16 protein-coding genes are annotated in these 19,824 nt (G+C 70.0%); 6 read left to right on the forward strand and 10 right to left on the reverse strand.

The window, feature by feature from the left end; genetic code table 11:
- Positions 1–6: 6 nt before the first annotated feature.
- The 4 genes from RUGAMON1_RS14265 to RUGAMON1_RS14280 form a co-directional block, all read right to left on the reverse strand.
- Positions 7–3,147: a CusA/CzcA family heavy metal efflux RND transporter gene (locus RUGAMON1_RS14265; RefSeq protein ID WP_445231138.1), complete on the reverse strand. Its 3,141-nt coding sequence runs from the start codon at positions 3,145–3,147 to the stop codon at positions 7–9.
- A gap of 13 nt (positions 3,148–3,160) precedes the next feature.
- Positions 3,161–4,351: an efflux RND transporter periplasmic adaptor subunit gene (locus RUGAMON1_RS14270; RefSeq protein ID WP_445231139.1), complete on the reverse strand. Its 1,191-nt coding sequence runs from the start codon at positions 4,349–4,351 to the stop codon at positions 3,161–3,163.
- Complete coding sequence (locus tag RUGAMON1_RS14275) at positions 4,344–5,588, reverse strand: TolC family protein (RefSeq protein ID WP_445231140.1); 1,245 nt, start codon at positions 5,586–5,588, stop codon at positions 4,344–4,346. Before RUGAMON1_RS14275 ends, RUGAMON1_RS14270 begins: the two co-directional genes overlap by 8 nt.
- A 76-nt stretch (positions 5,589–5,664) precedes the next feature.
- Positions 5,665–6,009 carry a hypothetical protein gene (locus RUGAMON1_RS14280; protein WP_445231141.1) on the reverse strand — a complete coding sequence of 115 codons (345 nt, stop codon included), beginning with the start codon at positions 6,007–6,009 and terminating at the stop codon, positions 5,665–5,667.
- Between the two features lie 107 nt (positions 6,010–6,116).
- On the opposite strand from RUGAMON1_RS14280, the gene RUGAMON1_RS14285 reads away from it, so the two are divergent.
- Both RUGAMON1_RS14285 and RUGAMON1_RS14290 read left to right on the forward strand, forming a co-directional pair.
- Positions 6,117–8,060 carry a phosphatase PAP2 family protein gene (locus RUGAMON1_RS14285; protein ID WP_445231142.1) on the forward strand — a complete coding sequence of 648 codons (1,944 nt, stop codon included), beginning with the start codon at positions 6,117–6,119 and terminating at the stop codon, positions 8,058–8,060.
- Between the two features lie 77 nt (positions 8,061–8,137).
- Positions 8,138–8,728 carry a hypothetical protein gene (locus tag RUGAMON1_RS14290; RefSeq protein ID WP_445231143.1) on the forward strand — a complete coding sequence of 197 codons (591 nt, stop codon included), beginning with the start codon at positions 8,138–8,140 and terminating at the stop codon, positions 8,726–8,728.
- A gap of 42 nt (positions 8,729–8,770) precedes the next feature.
- Here RUGAMON1_RS14290 and RUGAMON1_RS14295 read toward each other — a convergent pair whose 3' ends face one another.
- Together RUGAMON1_RS14295 and RUGAMON1_RS14300 are read right to left on the reverse strand one after the other, a co-directional pair.
- A complete protein-coding gene (locus RUGAMON1_RS14295; RefSeq protein WP_445231144.1) occupies positions 8,771–9,517 on the reverse strand; it encodes a substrate-binding periplasmic protein in 747 nt (248 codons plus the stop codon).
- Positions 9,517–11,568 (reverse strand): sensor histidine kinase, encoded by a 2,052-nt coding sequence (locus RUGAMON1_RS14300; protein WP_445231145.1) that lies wholly within the window; start codon positions 11,566–11,568, stop codon positions 9,517–9,519. The genes RUGAMON1_RS14295 and RUGAMON1_RS14300 overlap by 1 nt, the downstream gene beginning before the upstream one ends.
- 314 nt (positions 11,569–11,882) lie before the next feature.
- Here RUGAMON1_RS14300 and RUGAMON1_RS14305 point away from each other — a divergent pair, with 314 nt between their 5' ends.
- The gene (locus RUGAMON1_RS14305) at positions 11,883–12,539 is read left to right on the forward strand and encodes a dienelactone hydrolase family protein (protein WP_445231146.1); all 657 of its coding nucleotides are present in this window, start codon (positions 11,883–11,885) and stop codon (positions 12,537–12,539) included.
- A 16-nt stretch (positions 12,540–12,555) separates the two neighbouring features.
- Here the strand turns inward: RUGAMON1_RS14305 and RUGAMON1_RS14310 are convergent, their stop codons facing one another.
- The 3 genes from RUGAMON1_RS14310 to RUGAMON1_RS14320 are packed head-to-tail and all read right to left on the reverse strand — an operon-like array spanning position 12,556 to position 16,404.
- Entirely contained in the window at positions 12,556–13,272 is a 717-nt protein-coding gene (locus RUGAMON1_RS14310; RefSeq protein WP_445231147.1) for a LytR/AlgR family response regulator transcription factor, read from the reverse strand.
- Positions 13,269–14,378, reverse strand: coding sequence for a sensor histidine kinase (locus RUGAMON1_RS14315; RefSeq protein ID WP_445231148.1), 1,110 nt, complete (start codon positions 14,376–14,378; stop codon positions 13,269–13,271). Before RUGAMON1_RS14315 ends, RUGAMON1_RS14310 begins: the two co-directional genes overlap by 4 nt.
- Positions 14,379–14,406: 28 nt before the next feature.
- Positions 14,407–16,404 carry a M13 family metallopeptidase gene (locus tag RUGAMON1_RS14320; protein ID WP_445231149.1) on the reverse strand — a complete coding sequence of 666 codons (1,998 nt, stop codon included), beginning with the start codon at positions 16,402–16,404 and terminating at the stop codon, positions 14,407–14,409.
- A gap of 210 nt (positions 16,405–16,614) precedes the next feature.
- Between RUGAMON1_RS14320 and RUGAMON1_RS14325 the strand changes: the two genes are divergently transcribed.
- The 3 genes from RUGAMON1_RS14325 (at position 16,615) to RUGAMON1_RS14335 (ending at position 18,903) form a co-directional block, all read left to right on the forward strand.
- Positions 16,615–17,589, forward strand: coding sequence for a GlxA family transcriptional regulator (locus RUGAMON1_RS14325; RefSeq protein WP_445231150.1), 975 nt, complete (start codon positions 16,615–16,617; stop codon positions 17,587–17,589).
- Between the two features lie 142 nt (positions 17,590–17,731).
- The gene (locus RUGAMON1_RS14330; RefSeq protein WP_445231151.1) at positions 17,732–18,679 is read left to right on the forward strand and encodes an SLAC1 anion channel family protein; all 948 of its coding nucleotides are present in this window, start codon (positions 17,732–17,734) and stop codon (positions 18,677–18,679) included.
- A gap of 8 nt (positions 18,680–18,687) precedes the next feature.
- Positions 18,688–18,903, forward strand: a complete 216-nt coding sequence (locus RUGAMON1_RS14335; protein ID WP_445231152.1) for a DUF2783 domain-containing protein — start codon at positions 18,688–18,690, stop codon at positions 18,901–18,903.
- Positions 18,904–18,930: 27 nt separating this feature from the next.
- Here the strand turns inward: RUGAMON1_RS14335 and RUGAMON1_RS14340 are convergent, their stop codons facing one another.
- The gene (locus tag RUGAMON1_RS14340; protein ID WP_445231153.1) at positions 18,931–19,743 is read right to left on the reverse strand and encodes a hypothetical protein; all 813 of its coding nucleotides are present in this window, start codon (positions 19,741–19,743) and stop codon (positions 18,931–18,933) included.
- Positions 19,744–19,824 lie beyond the last annotated feature (81 nt).

A 19,824-nucleotide genomic window follows, 5' to 3' on the forward strand; every position in this document is an offset into this window, starting at 1 on the left:
CAAGTCTCAAGCCGTTTTAGACTGCCGTCTCAAATACACCAGCCGGTAAAGCAGCGGCAGCACCAGCAGCGTCAGCGCGGTGGAGGACAGGATGCCGCCAATGACCACCGTCGCCAGCGGGCGCTGGACTTCGGCGCCGGTGCCGGTGGCGATCGCCATCGGGATGAAGCCCAGCGACGCCACCAAGGCCGTCATCAGCACCGGCCGCAAACGGCCCAGCGAACCCTCGCGGATCGCCTGCTCCACCGTGCGCCCTTCTTCGCGCAGGCTGCGGATGAAGGAGATCAGCACCAGTCCATTCAGCACCGCCACGCCGGACAGCGCGATGAAGCCCACCGCCGCCGATATCGACAGCGGTATGCCGCGCAAGGCCAGCGCCGCGATGCCGCCGGTCAGCGCGAACGGTATGCCGCTGAACACCAGCAGCCCATCCTTCAGATTGCCGAACATCGCAAACAGCAGCACGATCACCAGCAGCAGCGCCACCGGCACCACGATCTGCAGGCGCCGCGACGCCGACTGCAGCTGTTCGAACTGTCCGCCCCAACTGGTCCAGTAACCGGCCGGGATCTGCACTTGCTTCAGACGCTCTTCTGCCTCCGCGACGAAGGAACCGATATCCCGCCCGCGCACATTGGCGCTGATGACCACGCGCCGCTTGCCATCCTCGCGGCTGATCTGGTTCGGCCCCGGCGCGATGGCGAACGTCGCCACCTCGCCCAGCGGAATGAAGTTGGCCGCACCAATGCCACCGGCAGCGCCGCCGGCGCGCGGCAGCGGCACCGGCAAGCGCCGCATCACATCCAGGTCGCTGCGCAGCGCATCCGGCAAGCGCACCACGATATCGAAGCGGCGGTCGCCCTCGAACATCGTGCCGGCCTCCTTGCCGCCGATGGCGGTGGCGATGGTCTCCTGCACGTCGCCCACATTCAGGCCGTAGCGCACGGTCTTGCCGCGGTCGATCTGCACCATCAGCACCGGCAGGCCGCTGGTCTGCTCGATCTTGACCTCGGTCGCGCCGTCCACCTTGCCCAGCGTGGCGGCGATGCGCGCTGCGGTCTCGTTAAGCACCGCCATGTCGTCGCCGAACAGCTTGACCGCGACGTCGCTGCGCACGCCCGATATCAGTTCGTTGAAGCGCAACTGGATGGGCTGCGAGAATTCGAAGGCATTGCCCGGCAAACGCTCGGCGGCCTGCTGGATCGCCGCCACCAGTTCCGCGTGCGACTTCTTCGGCGCCGGCCACTGCGATTCCGGCTTGAGCATGATGTAGCCGTCCGAGACGTTGGGCGGCATCGGATCCGACGCGATTTCCGCCGTGCCGGTGCGCGCGAACACGCGTTCGATCTCGGGGAACTGCTGCTTCAGCGCCAGCTCCACCTGTTTCTGCATCTCCACCGACTGCGTCAGGCTGGTGCCGGGGATGCGCAGCGCCTGGATCGCGATGTCGCCCTCGTTCAGGCTGGGCACGAATTCGCTGCCCATGCGCGTGGCCAGCAACACCGACAGCGCCACCGCGATGCCGGCAAACGTCAGCACCACCGGCGTGTTGGCCAGCACGCGCTCCAGCACCGCCGCGTACCAATCGCTGATCCTGCGGTGCTCCTTCTCGACCACGCTGTCGCCGATGAACAGCGCCACGGCGGCGGGAATGAAGGTGATCGACAGCAGCATCGCGCCCACCAGCGCCATCACCACCGTCAGCGCCATCGGATGGAACATGCGGCCTTCGACGCCGGTCAGCGCGAAGATCGGCAGGTAGACCACCATGATGATCAACTGTCCGAACAGCAGCGGCCTGCGGGCCTCGCGCGCGGCGGCAAACACTTCCTGGTAGCGCTCCGCGCGCGTCAGCACGCGGCCGTGGCGCGCCTGCGCGTGCGCCAGCCGCCGCACGCAGTTCTCGACGATGACCACCGCGCCGTCGACGATGATGCCGAAGTCCAGCGCGCCGAGGCTGAGCAGGTTGGCGCTGACCTTGTACGTCACCATGCCGGTGAAGGTGAACAGCATCGCCAGCGGGATCACCAGCGCCGTGATCACCGCCGCGCGGATGTTACCGAGGAAGAGGAACAGCACCACGATCACCAGCACCGCGCCTTCCAGCAGGTTCTTCTTCACGGTGTTGATCGCCTTGTCGACCAGCGTGGTGCGGTCGTACACGGTGACCGCCTGCACGCCGGCCGGCAGGCTGCGATTGATGTCGACCATCTTGCGATCCACCGCTTGCGACACGGCGCGGCTGTTCTGGCCGATCAGCATGAAGACGGTGCCCAGCACCACCTCGCGGCCGTTCTCGGTGGCGGCGCCGGTGCGCAGCTCTCGGCCGACGTCCACCTCCGCCACGTCGCGCACGCGCACCGGCACGCCGTCCACGTTGCTGAGGATGATGTTGCGGATGTCGTCGAGCGACTGCACCTGCCCCGGCGCGCGCACCAGCAGCTGCTCGCCGCGCTTTTCGATGTAGCCGGCGCTGGCGTTGCCGTTGTTGCGGTCCAGCGCCGTCACCACGTCCTGCAGGGTCAGGCCGTAGGACGCCAGCCGCTGCGGATTGGGCGCCACCTGGTACTCCTTGGCGTAGCCGCCGATGGAATTAATCTCCGTCACGCCGGGCACGTTGCGCAGCTGCGGCTTGATGATCCAGTCCTGGATCTCGCGCAGGTCGGTCGGCGTGTAGGGCGTGCCGTCGGCCTTCTTCGCGCCTGGTCTGGTCTCCACCGTCCACAGGTAGATTTCGCCAAGCCCCGTCGAGACGGGGCCCATGGCCGGCGTGACGCCGGCCGGCAGCTGCGCGCGCGCTTCCTGTATGCGCTCGCTGACCATCTGCCGCGCAAAGAAGATGTCGGTGCCGTCCTTGAAGATGACGGTGATCTGCGACAGCCCGTAACGCGACAGCGAACGTGTCTGCTCCAGTTTGGGCAGGCCGGACATCAGCGTTTCGATCGGGAAGGTGACGCGCTGCTCGGTCTCCAGCGGCGAGTAGCCGGGCGCCGAGGTGTTGATCTGCACCTGCACGTTGGTGATGTCGGGCACGGCGTCGATCGGCAGCTTCTGGTAGTTGTAGACGCCGAGTGCGGCCATGCCGGCCACCGCCAGCAGGACCAGCCAGCGCTGGGCGATGGCGAATTGGATGATGCGTTCAAACATGGTGTCTCCCGTATCAGTGCGCATGCTCGGCGCTGTCCTTGCCCAGCTCCGCCTTGAGCACGAAGCTGCCCGCCGCCGCGTACTGCGCGCCGGCCGACAGGCCCTTGAGGATCTCGGTCAGCTTGCCGTCGCTGCGGCCGGGCACCACCGGCTGCGCGCGGAAACCACCCGCCACCTTGACGAACACCACCGGCTTGTCTTCCACCGTTTGAATCGCGTCGGCCAGCACCGTGACGGCAGCGGCGGCGTCGGAGGCCTGCCCCGACAGCACGTCGACGCTGACGAACAGGCCGGGACGCCAGGCGCGGTCGGGATTGGCCAGCGCCACGCGGGCCTTGGCGGTGCGGGTCTGCTCGCCCAGCAGCGAGCCGACGTAGGTGATCTTGCCGCTGGCCTGGGCGTCGAAGGCGGAGGCCTTGACCACCACCGTCTCGCCCACGCGCACCAGCGCCAGGTCCTTGGGCGGCACGGCGATTTCCGCCCACACGCCGGACAGGTCGGAGATCGTGAACACCGCGGCATCCTCCTTCACCGCTTCGCCCAGCGCCAGATGCTTCTCCATCACCACGCCGTCGAACGGCGCCCGCAGTTCCAAGCGGTTCAGGTCCGCGCCCGCTGCCGTCCCTGCACCAGCACCGATGGCGCTGAGCTTCTGGCGCGCGTTGCGCACCGCGATCTCGGCTTCGCTCAGCGCCTGCTTCGCCTGCAGGTAGTCCTGCTCGGCGGAGATCTTGTCCTGCCACAGGCGGCGTTCGCGTTCGAAGGTGGTGCCGGCCAGCGCCAGCCGCCGCTCCGCCGACAGCAGCTCGCTGCGCTGCTCGGACAGGCCGCTGCTGGCGATCACCGCCAGCACCTGTCCCTGCTTGACGTTCTGCCCCAGCTCCGCGCGCACGCTGGTGACCACGCCGGCCAGCTTGGGCACGACGTGCGCGGTGCGGTCCTCGTTGAAGCGGATCTCGCCCGGCAGCGTGATGGCGACACTGATCCTGGCCGGCGCCGCCACGGCCAACGCCACGCCGGCCGCCTTGGCCTGGGTGTCGTCGAGCGCGATCTTTTCCGGTTCCGCCTCGCGGTGTTCGCCGCGTTCCGGTTCCGCCTGCGCGGCCGCCGGCCCTGCGCCGCTCTTGGGCATCAGCATCAGGCCCGCCAGCAGCAGGCCGACAAGCGCCATGACGGCGACGGTGATTTTCTGCGTTTTATTCATGTTCTTCTCCGAGGATGCGGCCGATGACGGCCAGCGCGCGATGCGCGTCCGCCAGGGCGTTCAGGTATAGCGTTTGCGCCTGCAGCAAGGTGCGCTGGGCGTCGAGCACGTCGAGAAAGCCGAACTTGCCGTATTCGAAGCCGGTGCTGGCGGCGTCGTAGGCGCTTTGCGCGCCGGGCAGGATGTCGGCGCGCAGGGCCTGCGCCTGCTGGCGGGCGACGTCGAATTCTTCGCGCGCCTGCGCCAGCTCGGCCTCCAGCCGCAGTGCGGTGGCGGCCAGCTCGTCGCGCGCCTTGTCGACGCGGCGCGCCGATTCCAGCACGCTGCCCTGGTTGCGGTCGAACAGCGGCAGCGGCACCGAGATGCCGAACACCGCCTGCGTGCGCCCCAGTTCCTCCGAGCGCTTGCCGCCGACGTTGAACGTCAGGTCCGGCGTGCGCTTGCTGACCTCGACCTGCGCCAAGGCTTGGCGCCGCGCCAGCTCCGAGCGGGCCAGCGCCAGCGCCGGCGCACCTTGCAGCCGGCCGCGCATGGCCTCGGCCGGGCCCAGTTCCTGCAGTTGCGACAGCGCCTCGATGGCGCCGTCCGCGCGCTCGAAACGCGGCGCCGGATTGCCCCACAGGGTCGCCAGCCGCTGGCGCGCGCCGGCCAGCAGGCTGCGGGCGCGGATCAGGTCCAGCTGCACCGACGACGCGGCCACGCGGGCACGGGTCTCCTCCACCGGCGACACCTTGCCGGCCACCACGCGGCGCGCGGTGGCGCCGGCCGCGCGCTGCGCCAGCTCGGCCGCCTGCTGCGCCAGCCGCACATGCTCCTGCGCGGCCAGCACGGCGAACCAGCCGTCGATCACGGCGGCGCGGATCTCTGCCTGGCGCAACACCAGTTCGGCCGATGCGCTGTCGCGGCCACGCTCGGCCGCCTGCACGCGGGCGGCGCGCTTGCCGCCCAGCTCCAGCGGCTGGCTCAGTTGGAAGGTGGTTTCGCGGCGGTCGCTATCACTGCGGCGGGTGTCGAGCCGTTCGACCGACAGCGTGGGATTGGGCAGCAGGCCGGCCTGCTGGACGGCGCCGTCCAGCGCACCCAGTTCATGACGGGCGGCGGCCAGTTCGGCATTGGCGCCGCCGGCCAGGGCCAGCGTCAGCGCGGCCTTGAGCGTCAGCGGCGCGGACGGCTCGATTTCGGCCTGCGCATAGGCAGGCCATGCCGCTACGACGAGCGGCAACAGATACTTGACCATCGAATTCTCCAGACGATAGGAAAAAGAATTCGACGAGACTCAGGCGTCTAAAAAAGGGGGCGAGGGCCTCGTCGCGCTAGGCGACGAGCAGCCAATTGGGCCGCGAGGGCCCGTCGGAGATATGCGACAGGTATAGCGCCGGCAAAGGCGGCGCGTGGCCGCCCACCGTGACGGCCAGCGCCGGCGCGGCGCCACCCGCCACCGAAGCCTGCACCGCGTGATGGCACACCTTGCAGTCGCTGTGGATCTTGCCCGGCTTGCTCTTGTCGGCGCCGTCGTCGGACTGCGCCTGGTGCTGGTGGCCGTGGTGGCCGAAATGCGTGACCTTGGCCGGCTCGTGCTGGCAATAGACGGCCGCCATCGACCAGGCGTACTGGATGGGCAGGATGGTCAGCAGCAGGATCAGCAGGAGTTTTTTCACCCGGCCATTGTATCAGGGCGCGACGCGTTTATTTTTGCTTGTGTAATCGCCATGTCATACGACGTCATTACTCTATGGCCTCTTTCCCATCACTCCAGGATCTCTCCATGCATTTTGTCCCCGCGCGTCCCCTGCTTCTCGCCGTCAGCATCGCCCTCGCCCTGGCCGCCTGCGGCTCCAGCTCCGAAGACCAGGTGCTGGTGATGCCGCCGGCGCCGGCCGACCAGGGCGCGGCCGAGGTGGCGGCGGCGCCGGCCGTCACCGCCTTCGTCGACACCGTCGCCAGCAACCAGCGCGGCGACGCCCGCTACGCCACGCTGGCCACCAACGCCGGCGTGCGGGTGCTGGGCGGCTTCCTGCAGGTGTGGAAGCCGCTGACCGAGATCGTCGACGCCGGCGTCAGCGCCGACGCCGCGGCCGGCTTCCCGGCCGTGGTCGCCTCGACCTGGAGCGGCGTGCCCAACGACGGCAGCAACGGCGGCGCCGTCGTCAACGCCGCCGTGCACGCGGCCAATATCGACTACGTGGTGCAGGCCACCGCCAAGCGCACGCCGGCGCAGGCGCTGCAAGCCTACCTGGACGACCGCCGCAACAAGGGTTACAGCGTGTCCGACGGCATGGGCCCGCTGACCGCCGCCTGGCGCGCGGCCGCCCAGCAGACCACCACCATCAGCGCCATCGCCGACGACGCCACCACCAGGTTGTACAACGACGGCGGCAACAACAACGGCGTCGGCGGCAGCGCCAACGCCAACTTCGGCGCCGTGGTGGACTTCGTCAACCTGGTCGGCAACAACGGCTCGACCGAGCCGGCCAAGCGCTTCTACAAATACGCCCGCCCCTACCGCTGGAGCAGCGCGGTGCAGGTGCTGCCGGCGCTGGTGCCGGCCAAGAGCGCCACCCCGGCCACCGACGGCGGCTTCACCAGCGGCCACTCGGCCGAGGCGATGCGCAACGCGCTGGCGATGGCCTACGCGGTGCCGGAGCGCTACCAGGAGCTGCTGAGCCGCGGCCTGGAGCTGGGCGAGGCGCGCATCTGGGCCGGCATGCATTCGCCGCTGGACGTGTTGAGCGGCCGCATCCACGGCACCGCGGTGGTGGCCGCCAACCTGGTCGACCCGGCCAACGCCGCGAAAAAGAGCGCGGCGCTGGCCCAGGCCCACGCCACGCTGATGGCCGCCACCTCGACCAGCGCCGACAGCTTCCTGGCCTACGCGCAGTCGGGCGCCGCCTCCGGCGACCGCTTCGCCGACTACGCCGTCAACCAGGCCAACTACCTGCGCCGCAGCACCTACGGCATGCCGCAAATCGGCGCCGCCGGCGCGCCGGCCGTGGTGCCCAAGGGCGCCGAAGTGCTGCTGGAAACCCGCCTGCCCTACCTGAGCGACGCCCAGCGCCGCGTGGTGCTCAAGACCACCGCGCTGGCCTCCGGCTATCCGGTGATGGACGACCCCGAGGGCTGGGGCCGGCTCAACCTGTTCGCGGCGGCCGACGGCTACGGCGCCTTCAGCGGCAACGTGGTGCTGCTGATGGACGCCGCCAGGGGCGGCTTCCACGCGGTTGACCGCTGGCGCAACAACATCGCCGGCACGGGCAAGCTGGTCAAGCAGGGCAGCGGCACGCTCAGGCTGGCGGGCAACAACAGCTGGTCCGGCGGCACCGAGCTGAGCGCCGGCGCGCTGGAGGGCGACAGCGCCAGCGCCTTCGGCAGCGGCGACGTCTACGTCAGCGGCGGCACGCTGATCGCCAACGCCCCGGCCGGCCTGAAGCTGGCCGGCCAGTACACCCAGCTCGGCGGCGCCACCACGCTGGAACTGGACCTGGGCGGCGGCGCCCAGGGCAGCCTGGCGGTGGCCGGCAACGCCACCATCGGCGGCGGCACGCTGAGCGTCAAGTTCGTCGGCGGCTACAAGCCCAAGGCGGGCGAGGTGCTCACCGTGCTGACGGCCGGCCGCCTGCTGGGCCGCTACGCCGCCATCAAGGTCGACGGCGTCGCCAACGTCACGCCCAACTACGGCGCCACCACGCTGACGCTGACCATCGGCGGCTAGGTTGCACGGCGGCGGCCCCCACAAGGCCGCCGCTTGAAACTACAATAGGGCTTCCCGGTTATCGAGAGGCGCAGCGCATGAATCCAGACGAGCAGCCCGCGGCATCGCAAGGCGATTTCTTCAACACGCTCAACGACAAGGTCGAGGCCCACGGCGCGCTGGTCGAACGCTTCCACGTCGACCTGCAAACGCTGTCCAAACAGATCGCCGGCTGCGACAAGCTGGTGCGCATGGCGCATATCAGCCTCAACCAGATCGACGCCCGCATCGCCGAGGCGGTGCGGATCGAAACCCAGGCCGCGGTCCAGCTGGAGGCCACCGGGCGCGAGGCGGCGCGCGCCGCCACCGAGGCGGCCAACGCCGCCGTGGCCGGGATGATAATCCAGATGCAGGCCGCCAGCCGCGAGGCCGAGCAGGTCTGCGGCGCGCTGCACCGCGCGCGCGGCCAGACCGGCCTGTGGCTGGCCGCCTACGTGGCCGGCACGCTGGCGATGTGCCTGCTGTCGGCCTGGATCGCCTACAAGGTGCACCCGGACACGCCCGTGCCACCCGAGGTGACCAGCCTGGCCGAGCAGGGCAAAAAGCACGCGGCGCTGCTGGACAAGGCCAGCGACAAGGAGCTCAAACTGATCAGGGAAATCCAGGCGCGCCGCGCCAAGCCGAAATAGACCGGCTCGGTTGCAGCCTCAGTTGCAGCCTCAGTTGCAACCTCAGTTGCCGGCCAGCCCGTACTTGCGCTGGATGCGCGCCAGCGAGCCGTCGGCGCGCATGGCCTCGTAGGCGGCGCGCCATTTGCGCGCCTCGTCCTCGCTGAAGTCGAGCGAGCCGCCCAGCCAGATGTCGCCGCTGCGGAACACCGGGCTGAAATCGAAGTCGGCCTCGCGGTGGCCGTCCAGGTTGGCGGCGTGGCGGTGGATGTCCTCGCCGCCGTAGGTGGCGTCGGCCACGCCCTTGGTGACCATGCGCATGCATTCCCTGACGCTGGCGCATTCGGCCACCGCGCTGAAGTTCAGCGACTGCAACACCTGCTTGTGCGGCGAGCCGCGCAGCACCGCGATCGGCCGCCGCCGCGCCAGCCCCGCCGGATCGCGCAGCTCGCGCGGGTCGATGCTGCCGTGGCGCGCCACAAACACGAAGTTCTGCTGGCGCAGCCGCACCAGCCAGCGGTACTGGGGTTCGCGCTCGGGCGTGCGGGTCAGCGGCAGCACCGCGGTGTGCGGCAGCACGCCGGTCAGCGCCAGCGCCCGCTGCCACGGATAGAACTCCACCGTGGCCGGCGTGCCCACGCGGCGCGCCAGCTCCTGCACGATTTCCACCAGCGAACCGGGGCTGTCGCCGCCGGCCGCGACGGCATACGGCGGCAGGTCGGCCGCCACCAGCCGCAGCGGCTCCGGCGACTCGGCGCGCGCCAGCAGCGCCAGCGCGCACAGCAGCGCGGTAGCTAACTTGGCCCGCATCAAGGCGCCCCCCCGTCGCCGTAGGGCAGGCGCAGCGACACCCGCGTGCCGCGCTGCGGCGCGCTGTCGAGCGTGATCTGGCCGCGCATCAGGCTGACCACCATGCTGTGCACGCTGGCCAGGCCGAGCCCGGCGCCGGTCAGGCCCAGCTGGGTGGTGTAGAACGGCTCGAACACCTGCGCCAGGTGCTCGGGCGCGATGCCGCAGCCGTCGTCGCTCCAGTCGATGACGATGGCGTCGGCGGCGGCGCGCGCCTCGACCACGATGGCGCCGCCGGCGCGGCGGGCGAAGGCGTGCAGCAGGCAGTTGTCGAGCAGGTGCTGGAACACCTGCTGGCAGGCGCCCGGGTAGCCGTGCAGCCACAGCTGGTCCGGCACCCGCAGCGTCAGGCTGACGGCGCGCGCCTGCAGGCCGTGCGACCAGGCGCCGGCGCAGAAGCGCAGCCGCTCGGCCAGGTCGAAGCGGCTGGCCGGCTCCTGGGTCGGCTGGCCGGACAGGCCCTTGAAGCGCTCGACCAGGCGGTTGATCTGCGCCAGCGCGCGGTCGACCAGCTCGCCGCCCTGGGTGACGCTGTCGAGCAGGCCGGCCACCTCGCTGCGGCGCAGCGCGCCGGCGTCCAGGCCGCGCCGCAAGTCCTCGGCCTGGGCCGTGATGGCGCTGGCCGCCACCCGCGCGTTGCCCAGCGGCGTGTTCAGTTCATGCGCCATGCCGACCACCATGCGCGACATGCCCAGCTGTTTTTCCTGCTGCATCAGCGCCCGCATCGCGTGGCCCAGCTCGTCCGTGCGCTCGCGCACCTGCTGCTCCAGCCGGTCGTGCGCGCCCTGCAGCGCCGCCTCGGCGGCCTGGCGCACCGCCACCTCGCGCCGCAGCGTCTCGAGCGCCTCGCCCAGCTCCTGGTTGCGCTGCACCAGCGAGTTCTCCAGCACCGTGCCGTGCTGCGCCAGCAGGGCGTTCTGGTGCAGCAGCTGCGGCCGCTCCATCACCGCGTTCAAGGTCTCGCCCAGCGAGGTCGCCAGCGCGCGCTTGTGGCGCCGCTCCAGCCCGACCTGGGCGATGGTGGCCTGCAGCGCCGCGTCCAGCCGGCCCCAGCGGCGGCCGTAGCGGCGGATCGCCCACAGCGTGATCTCGCGCAGGCGCGTGCCCTGCGGGGTCTCGTCGTCCAGGCCGGCGTCGTAGGCCAGCAGCGCCGGCCAGGCGCGTTCGCGCGCGCCGTCGGCGCAGTCGGCCAGCAGCGCGCACAGCCGCAGCCACGCGGTCCAGTAACCGTCGCGGCCGAACTTGGCGCGCAGCTGGGCCATGTAGTCGCGGCTGGCGTCGGCGTGCTCGCAGCTGGCGCTGACCACGGCCAGGTTGAGCAGCGCCAGGCATTCCTGCGCGTCGAGGCCGGACTCGCGGGTGCGGCGCAGCACCAGCTCGCGCCGCGCCAGGCAGTCGCGCCACAGCGGCGCGGCGGCGTCGTCGTCGGGCTCCTCCAGCGCCAGGTAGTAGGCGCCCGAGGCCGCGCTGTCGAGCAGCATGACATGGACGGACGGCGTCAGCTCGCCCGGCTCGGCCAGCATGCCGGTGCAGAATGGCAGCAGCTCCAGGTACATCTCGGCGCCCAGCATCACGCGGCAGCGGCTGGCCCGCATCTGCGTGGCCAGGCGCGGCAGCGCGCAGCGCGCATACAGCTCGGCGGCCTTGGCCAGGCTGTCGAGCGCGGCGTGGTGCAGGCGCAGGCGCATCTGCACCCAGTGCAGCGCCCGCAAGGCGGCGGCCTGGGCCAGCGGGTGCTGTTCGGTTTGCGCCTGCAGCTGCAGATTCCTGGCCGGCAGCAGCAGGGTGTCGGCGGCGACGGCGGCGTCGGCGGCCCGCGCCAGCAGCTGGAACGCCGCCAGCTCCAGCGCCTGCGAGCCGTTCAGGCGGCAGCCGGCCAGTTGTTGCAGGGTCGGGGCGTAGTGCGGCATCTCCTGCGCCATCAGGCAGGTGCGCAGGGTTTGCAGCAGCTGTTCCACCACGGCCGCTTCGCTGGCGGTCGCGGCATAGGATCGTGTTTCAGATGCAGACATGGCACTGCCCCCGTAGCGAACTCACGTCAGGCCAGTATTACACGAAGTCGCTTTCAGCTGAACAGCCGGCCTGGCGGCTGTTGCAAAAACGTGGCTGAAATGGTATTCATATTGTCAATAAAACAAACTTATGGACGCCGCCCCGATGAAACCCACCGCCTTGCTGCTGCCGGCCGCCCTGCTGCTGGCCGCCAGCGCCCCGCACGCCCAGCAACTGAACGCCGCCAGTCAGGGGCGCATCGAGTTCGACAGCTACACCCCCAAGCGGCGGCATCGAGGTCAGCAGCTTCGAGCCGCGCGGCGTCAGGCGCACGGTGGAGGACCAGAGCCTGGTGCCGGCGGCGGCCAACCTGATCGACAGCCTGCAGGCGCTGCAGCTGCTGGCCACGCATCCGCGCACCGACCCGGCGCGCATCGGCGTGATGGGCTTCTCGCGCGGCGGCAGCGTCGCCTTCCAGAGCGCGGTCGAGCCGCTGCGGCGCGCGGTGATCAAGTCGGAGCTGCGCTTCGCGCTGCACATCCCGGTGTACGCCGGCTGCGGCCAGGTGTACTGGTCGCCGGAGCTGAGCCGGGCGCCGATGCTGAACCTGGTGGGCGAGGCCGACGACTACACCGGCGCGGCCGCCTGCGAGCAGCTGGCGGCGCAGTACGCGGCGGCCGGCGCCGGCATCCGCACCATCAAGTACGCCGGCGCCCACCACTCGTGGGACGGCAACTACCCGGTGCGCCTGCTGCCGCAGGCCACCACCGGCATCGCCTGCGAGGTGGTGCGCTGGGACCTGTCCAACTGGACCCTGCGCACCGAGCCGGCCGGCGCGCCGATCGCGGCGGCCAGGGTGGGCGAATACTTCGCCGGCTGCGTCAGGCGCGGCGTGCACGTCGGCCGCAACGACGCCGCGCTGCGGCAGTCGCGCCACGACGCGCTGGCATTCGCGTCGCAGGTTTTTTTCGGCGCGGCGCCGCCCAAATGAGCGCCGCAGGCCGCCGCTACAGGCTGAGCAGCTCCTTCAGCTGCGCCGCGTGCCGGCGCGACGCCGCCACCACCGTGCCGCCGCTCAGCGTGATGTCGTAGCCCTGGTGGATCGCCTCGGCGATGCCGGTGATCGCATGCAGGTTGACGATGTGCTGCCGGCTGACGCGGAAGAAATGCTGCGGCGGCAGCCGCGCCTCGATCGCGCTCAGCGATTTCTTCACATAGGCGCGCTGGTCGCCGAAAAAGATCTGCGCATAGTTCTTGCAACTCTCGATGTAGCGGATCGTCTCCAGCGCCACCAGGTGGCAGCGCTCGCCGTCCTTGACGAAGATCCTGCTGCCGATCTCGAGCACCGGCTGCCAGGCCTCGGCCGGCGCCGCCTCGTCCGGGCCGGACAGCTTGCGCACCGCCTGCGCCAGCCGCTCGGCGCTGATCGGCTTGAGCAGGTAGTCGACCGTGTTGAAGTCGAACGAACGGATCGCGTATTCGGAATACGCGGTGGTAAACACCAGCGCCGGGACGGTGTCGAGCTGCGCCAGCAGCTCGAAGCCGGAGGCGCCGGGCAGGTGGATGTCGAGGAACAGCACGTCCGGCGCGGTGCGCCGTATCAGCGCCAGCGCCGCGTCGGCGTCCTCGGCCACGCCGACGATCTCGATCTGCGCGAACGCGCGCAGCATCCTGACCAGGCCCTCGCGCGCCAGGCGCGAATCCTCCACCACCACCACTTTCATTGCGCGCACTCCCAGGGCAAGCTGACCGTGACGTCGAACTCGGTGGCGCTGCGGCGCAGCGCCACGCCGGCCGCGCCGCCGTACAGCAGCTGCAGCCGCCGTTCGATGTTCTGCAGGCCGATGCCGATGCCGGCCGCCGCGCCGGCGTGCTCGGCGGCCGGATCGACGTCGTTGACGATGCGGCAGTTCAGCAGCTGGCCCTGCTCGGCCAGCGTCACCGTCAGCCGGCCGCCGCGCCGCGCCGGCTCGATGCCGTGCTTGACGGCGTTTTCCACCAGCATCTGCAACAGCATGGGCGGCACCCGCCACGCCCGCAAGCCCGGCGGCAAGCGCAGCGCGAACGCCAGCCGCCGCTCCAGCTGGATCTCGACCACCGCCACGTAGCGCTCGACCATGGCGATTTCCTGCTGCAGCGGCACGGTGTCGCAGCGCGCGCTTTCGAGCGAGTAGCGCAGCAGGTCCGACAGCGCCACTAGCGTGCTGTCGGCGCGGCCGGCGTCCTCGTGGATCATGAAGCGTATGTTGTTGAGCGCGTTGAACAGGAAGTGCGGGTTGAGCTGGCTGGCCAGGCTGCTCAGCTGGGCTTCCTTCAGCGTGCCCTGCAGGCGTTCGTTGAGCAGCTCGGCGACGCTGGCGGCCTGGTTGCGGGTCGCGCCCACGTAGACGAAGATCCAGGCGCCGATCAGCAACTGGGTCTGGAAGCCGCCGCTCAGGGCCGAGCGCCAGACGAACTGGAACGGCGACAGCAGCAGGCCCGAGCGCAACTGCGGCACATACATCTGCGTCCAGTAGAACGGCGCCATGACGGCCGTCACCGCCAGCATCACCAGCACCCCGGCCACGGTGGCGTACAGCACCACGGCCGGCACCAGGCGGCGCATGGCCGGCGGCGCCCGGCGCCCGCCGCAGCGGCGCAGGTACCACCAGCGGAAGGCCAGCACCGCCAGCGTGTAGGGCGGCATCCAGGCCAGCGAGGACCACAGCACGTTGCCGGACAACTGGTCCCACAGCAGCGCCGACGCCAGCGTCAGCCCGGCGGTCAGCAGCATGGCGCCGGCGTGGAAAAACCAGAATTCCGGCGCGCGCGGAAAGAACTGCTGCTGCATCTGTGACTCCTGTTGTGTTTGACGCACGTTACCAGATGCGCAGCCGTTCGGAAACCGCCTTGTACATGACGTCGCCGGGCCGGGTGCCGAAGGCGCGGTGGAAGCCGTCGACGTTGACGGCGGCGCCGTTGACGCGGAACTCGCCCGGCGCGTGCGGATCGCTGGCCAGCAGCGCGGCCTGGCGCTCGGCGCGCAGCTTGATGCGCTGGCTGCGCGCATAGCTGAGGAAGAAGCGCTGCTCGCCGCTGTAGCCGCCGATCACCGGCGCCGGCTTGCCCCCCAGCGAACGGCGGTAGGCTTGCAGCGCCACTTCGAGGCCGGCCAGGTCGGCCAGGTTTTCCGGCAAGGTCAGCCTGCCGTCGACATGCCGGCCGGGCAGCGGCTGGTAGGCGTCGAACTGGGCGCTCAGGCGCGCGCCGAGCGCGTCGAAGGCGGCCTGGTCGGCGCCGGACCACCAGTCGCGCATCACGCCGGCGCCGTCGAACTGCTTGCCCATGGTGTCGAAACCGTGGCTCAGCTCGTGGCCTATCATGGCGCCGATGGCGCCGTAGTTGGCGGCGTCGTCCGCCTTGGGATCGAACAGCGGCGCCTGCAGTATGCCGGCCGGCAGCACGATCTCGTTGAGCGAGGGATCGTAGTAGGCGTTGACGGTCTGCGGCGCCATCATCCAGGCGCCGCGGTCGACCGGGCCGCCCGACTGCGCCGCCTTGCGCAGCCACTCGAAACGCTGGGCGCGGCGGCGGTTGCCCAGCGCGTCGCCGGCGCGGATGTCGAGCGCGCCGTAGTCGGTCCAGCGTTCGGGATAGCCGATCTTGGCCTGCATGCGCTCCAGCTTGGCGAGCGCCTGCGCCCTGGTGGGCGCGCTCATCCAGCTGCCGTGGGCGATCGCGGCGCCGTAGGCCGCGCGCACCTGCTCGAACATGCGCTGGACGCGGGCCCGGTCGGCGGCCGGGAAATAGCGCGCCACGTACAGGTGGCCGACCGCGTCGCCGAGGCCGGCGTTGAGCTGGTCGATCGCGCTCTGCCAGCGCGGCTCGGGCGCGGCGGCGCCGGCCAGCGCCTTGCCGTTGAAGGCGAAGTGGGCGTCGCGGAAGGCCTGCGGCAGCACCGGCGCCGCCTCCATCAGCACGTGCAGCTTGGCATACTGGCGCCACTGGTCCAGCGCCACCTCGTCGTACAGGCGGGCGATCGCCACCGCCGCCGGCAGCTGCGCCACCGTGACCGTGGCGCCGTCCGCCATGCCGGCCGCGTGCAGGAAGGCCGGCCAGTCGAAGCCGGGCGCGGCCTGGTTCAACTGCGCCGCCGTCAGCGGGTGGTACATCTTGCCGGGGTCGCGCGCCTCGTCCTGGCCGACGTGGGCCAGGGCGATGCGCCGCTCCAGCGCCAGCACCTGCTGCGCGGCCTGCTCGGGCTGCGGCATGCCGGCCAAGGCCGCCAGCGCGGCCAGGTAGCGCTGGTAGGCGGCGCGCACGGCGCCGATGCGGGCGTCGCCATCGTTCAGGTAGTAGCTGCGATCCGGCATGCCCAGGCCGCCCTGCCAGGCCAGCGCGCGGCTGACTCCCGGGTCCTTGAAGTCGGCGAAGCCGCCCCACAGCCAGACCGGCGTCGCCAGGCTGCCCTGCATCGCGCCCTGCCAGCGGGCCAGCGCGGCGCGGTCGCCGATGGCGTCGATGTCCGCCAGCAGCGCCTGCACCGGCGCCAGGCCGGCGGCGTCGATGGCGGCGGTGTCGACAATGCTGGCGTAGTAGGCGCCGGCCTTCTGCGCCAGGCTGCCCGCCGGCTGCGGCTTGGCCGCCAGCTCGCTGAGCAAGGCGCGCACGCGTTCGGACGCGATGGCGGGCAGGTCCGCGCCGAAGGCGTCCGAGCGGTCGGCCGCGATCTCGGTGGTTTTCAGCCAGCCGCCGTTGACGGCGCGGAACAGGTCGTCCTGGGGCCGGACTTGGCGATCGTAGCCTTGGGTGTCGAACGGGGCGGCGGAGGCGGCCAGCACCAGCGGCAACAACGCGATCAATGGGAGCAGTTTCATGGTCTCGCTTTCGGGTGGAAAGCGGCCATTTTGGGCAAACCCCGGCGTCCGGCACGAAAAAGTGCCGAGCGGCGGCCGGCGGGGATGAGCGGCCGGCCGGCGGGACGGCCGATCGGCCCGGCATGCCGCCGCCACGCCCGCCCGCCGTATGACCCGCCGTATGGCTTATCATAGTCTGGACATTGCTACTTCGAAAAAAGGCGGGATACGGTGAAGATAACCCTGTTGGTGCTGGATGGCGTGCAGGCGCTGGACGTGGCGGGTCCGCTGGACGTCTTCGCCGAGGCGAACAGCTTGCTGCCCAAGGAGCAGCACTATGAGATCACGCTGGCCGGCGGCCGTCCGGACAGCGTGCTGTGCTCCAGCGGCATCGAGTTCAAGGTCCACTGCGACTACCTGAACCACCACGCCGACAGCGACATGCTGCTGGTGGCCGGCGGCCCGCGCTTCCCGGACTACCGGCCGGAGCCGGCCCTGGTCGACTGGCTCAAGCAGCGCGCGCGCGGCGCCCGCCGCTACGGCGCGGTATGCAACGGCGTGTTCCTGCTGGGCCACGCCGGCCTGCTGGGTGGTCGCGAAATCACCACCCACTGGGACCACGCCGAACGGCTGTCGACCCAGTTCCCCGGCGCCAATGTGCGGCCCGACAAGATCTTCGTGCGCGACGGCAACCTGTTCACCTGCGGCGGCGTCGCCGCCGGCATCGACCTGTGCCTGGCCCTGATCGCCGAGGACTGGGGCCACGAACTGGCGATGAAGGTGGCCAAGCGCCTGATCGTCTACATCCGCCGCGACGGCGGGCAGTCGCAGTACAGTCCCTACCTGGCGGTCGGCCCGGACGAGGACTCGCTGGTGGCCAAGGTGTTGAAGCATGTGACCGACCACATCAGCGACGCCCTGACCATCGAGGAGATCGCCGACGCGGTGGGCGTCTCCCGGCGCACCTTCTCGCGCGCTTTCGCCAAGCATGCGCATGTGACGCCGTCGGTGTTCGTCGACCAGGTGCGCATCGATTTCGCCCGCAAGCTGCTGGAGGAGACCGACGTGCCGCTGAAGACGGTGGCCTTCCGCTGCGGCTTCAGCAACGCCACCCAGATGCGCATGATCTTCTCGCGCCAGCTGGCCACCACGCCCAAGCTGTACCGCGAACGCTTCCGCGCCGGCGACCACGGACGGGCCGCTTAGCGGATTTGGGGACATCCGGCATTCCTTTTGGGTCAGCCCGCTCACGGGCGGGCGGCGCCGGGGCAGAATGGCCTCACGCAAAAAACCCACTGGAGTCATGATGGAATCCGCTCAAACACACCCCGCCCTGCCCGCGCGCGCCATGCCGTCTATTCGCTACCTGCCCGTCAGTCTGTTCGGCTCGGTGATGAGCGTGGCCGGCCTGGCGCTGGCCTGGCGCCTGGCCAGCAAGACCTACGGCGCCGACATCGCGGTGTCGAACGCGATCGGCGTCGCCGCGCTGGCGCTGTTCGTGGTGCTGGCGCTGTCCTATCTCGCCAAGCTGCTCAGGCATCCCGAGCTGGTCAAGCACGAATTTTCGCATCCGGTGATCGGCAGCTTCTTCGGCACGGTGGGCATCAGCGTGCTGCTGCTGTCGAGCGTGATCGGCGGCTACAGCGCGCCGGCCCAGCTGGTGGTGTGGAGCATCGGCAGCGTCGCCACGCTGGCGCTGAGCGTGGTCATGATTTCCCGTCTGCTCAACGGCAACGCCGCGCCCACCAGCGTGGTGCCGGCCTGGCTGATCGCCGGCGTCGGCAGCCTCGATATCGTGGTCACGGGCGGCGCGCTGACGGCCGGTTGGGCACATGAAGTGAACCTGTTCGCGGCCGCCATCGGCGCCGTCAGCGCGCTGGTGTTCTTCGTGCTGATCTTCTCGCGGCTGGTGCACCAGGAGCCGCTGGCCGCGCCGATGCGGCCGTCCAAGATGATCCTGGTGGCGCCGTTCGCGGTCGGCTTCATCGCCTACGTCAACCTGGTGCACCAAGTGGACATGTTTGCGGCGCTGCTGTTCTACTTCGCGCTGTTCCTGTTCGCCATCATCGGCTATCGCCTGGCGGTGAAGCCGGCGCCGTTCTCGCCGTCGTGGTGGGCGATCGGCTTCCCGATGGCGGCGCTGGCCAACGCCGCGCTGATCTACGCCAACGCGGTCGGCGGCGCCGTGCTGCATTGGATCGCCGTGATCCTGCTGTTGCTACTGACGGCCGCGGTGCTGGTGCTGTCGCTGCGCACACTGTGGGGCCTGGCGGCCGGCCGCCTGCTGACGGCCTAGGAGCAAATATGAACCTGCCACTGAACTTGGGCCAGAACCTGGCCGACTACGATGATTTCTACGCCATGCTCAGCGACTCGCACCAGGACCTGGACGAGAATCAGAGCAAAATGCTGAGCGACCAGTTGATCCTGCTGCTGTCCAACCACATCGGCGACCTGGCGGTGTTGCGCCAGGCGTTCGCGCTGGCGCGGGTCAATGTCGAAAGGGCGCTGCCGCGTTGAACCGCACCTGCGCGAACGCCAAGCCGATCAGGACCGGCACTCGTTCGCGCAGCGCAACTGCGTTTCGATCACCCAACTGTCGAGGCGACGTCCCCAATTTTCCATGTTCGCCGCAGCTTCGGCATCCAGATGTTGATAGTGGCTGCCTTCGTTCTTCGGATTCGTATCATTGGAAAACGTCGCCTGCTCCCGGTACAGCGTCGCCAGCAGATGATGCGCCGGCGCGGCCACCGAAGACTTGGGAAACAGCGGAAGTTTCGCCCACGATTCCGGCTCCTGCCCGAACAGGAAAACCGGCCCGGCAGGCACCAGGCTGGACGGCACACGGATAGCGAGATCGGCGGCGATGGTGGCCGCCAACTGCTTCCAGTTGGTTTCGGGCACGTCGAGCGTGCCTGGCCGCTCGGCGACGCGCCAATAGCTATCGAGTTCGCCGCCCCAGTGGGTCGCGTCCGGGAACGCGGGGAAGCCCGCATCGCCGGGCAGCAAGGGATGCGCCAGCCACGCGGCCCGCTCTTCCCCCACGACCCAGATTTCATGACGGTCCGCGTAGTGCACGACCACCACATACTCGCCGCCGCGCGTGGCGCGCTCCACGCCGAGATCGAATTCGGTGCACAGGTGCAGCGACAAGCGCGTGGCGCCGCACTGCCGCAATATGCCCAGCCACAAGGTGAAGTCATCGGCCAGCAAGGCGTTGTCGGCCAATTCGCGAAACTGCAGGCGCGCGCCGAAGAAAATGCCGTGGCGGTACCAGTCCTCCAGCGCCAGCTTGTTGCCCAGGAATTGAGTGCCGTAGCTGACCAACGCCACCTGACGCTGTACCGGTTCGTGACGCAAGCGTGCCCCTTGTCTTGATCAAAAAATTGAGATTAACACGCGTTGCCCTTGGCAAGTCGCGCATTTCTCCGTGATCGGTAC

The sequence above is a fragment of the Duganella rhizosphaerae genome, assembly GCF_040364205.1.
Taxonomy (GTDB): Bacteria; Pseudomonadota; Gammaproteobacteria; order Burkholderiales; family Burkholderiaceae_D; genus Rugamonas; species Rugamonas rhizosphaerae.

Bases quoted from the DNA above. Each gene is read 5' to 3' on its own strand.
- RUGAMON1_RS14265 (WP_445231138.1), bottom strand. From the start codon at position 3,147: ATGTTTGAACGCATCATCCAATTCGCCATCGCCCAGCGCTGGCTGGTC.
- RUGAMON1_RS14270 (WP_445231139.1), bottom strand. From the start codon at position 4,351: ATGAATAAAACGCAGAAAATCACCGTCGCCGTCATGGCGCTTGTCGGC.
- RUGAMON1_RS14275 (WP_445231140.1), bottom strand. From the start codon at position 5,588: ATGGTCAAGTATCTGTTGCCGCTCGTCGTAGCGGCATGGCCTGCCTAT.
- RUGAMON1_RS14285 (WP_445231142.1), top strand. From the start codon at position 6,117: ATGCATTTTGTCCCCGCGCGTCCCCTGCTTCTCGCCGTCAGCATCGCC.
- RUGAMON1_RS14290 (WP_445231143.1), top strand. From the start codon at position 8,138: ATGAATCCAGACGAGCAGCCCGCGGCATCGCAAGGCGATTTCTTCAAC.
- RUGAMON1_RS14295 (WP_445231144.1), bottom strand. From the start codon at position 9,517: ATGCGGGCCAAGTTAGCTACCGCGCTGCTGTGCGCGCTGGCGCTGCTG.
- RUGAMON1_RS14300 (WP_445231145.1), bottom strand. From the start codon at position 11,568: ATGTCTGCATCTGAAACACGATCCTATGCCGCGACCGCCAGCGAAGCG.
- RUGAMON1_RS14310 (WP_445231147.1), bottom strand. From the start codon at position 13,272: ATGAAAGTGGTGGTGGTGGAGGATTCGCGCCTGGCGCGCGAGGGCCTG.
- RUGAMON1_RS14315 (WP_445231148.1), bottom strand. From the start codon at position 14,378: ATGCAGCAGCAGTTCTTTCCGCGCGCGCCGGAATTCTGGTTTTTCCAC.
- RUGAMON1_RS14320 (WP_445231149.1), bottom strand. From the start codon at position 16,404: ATGAAACTGCTCCCATTGATCGCGTTGTTGCCGCTGGTGCTGGCCGCC.
- RUGAMON1_RS14330 (WP_445231151.1), top strand. From the start codon at position 17,732: ATGCCGTCTATTCGCTACCTGCCCGTCAGTCTGTTCGGCTCGGTGATG.
- RUGAMON1_RS14335 (WP_445231152.1), top strand. From the start codon at position 18,688: ATGAACCTGCCACTGAACTTGGGCCAGAACCTGGCCGACTACGATGAT.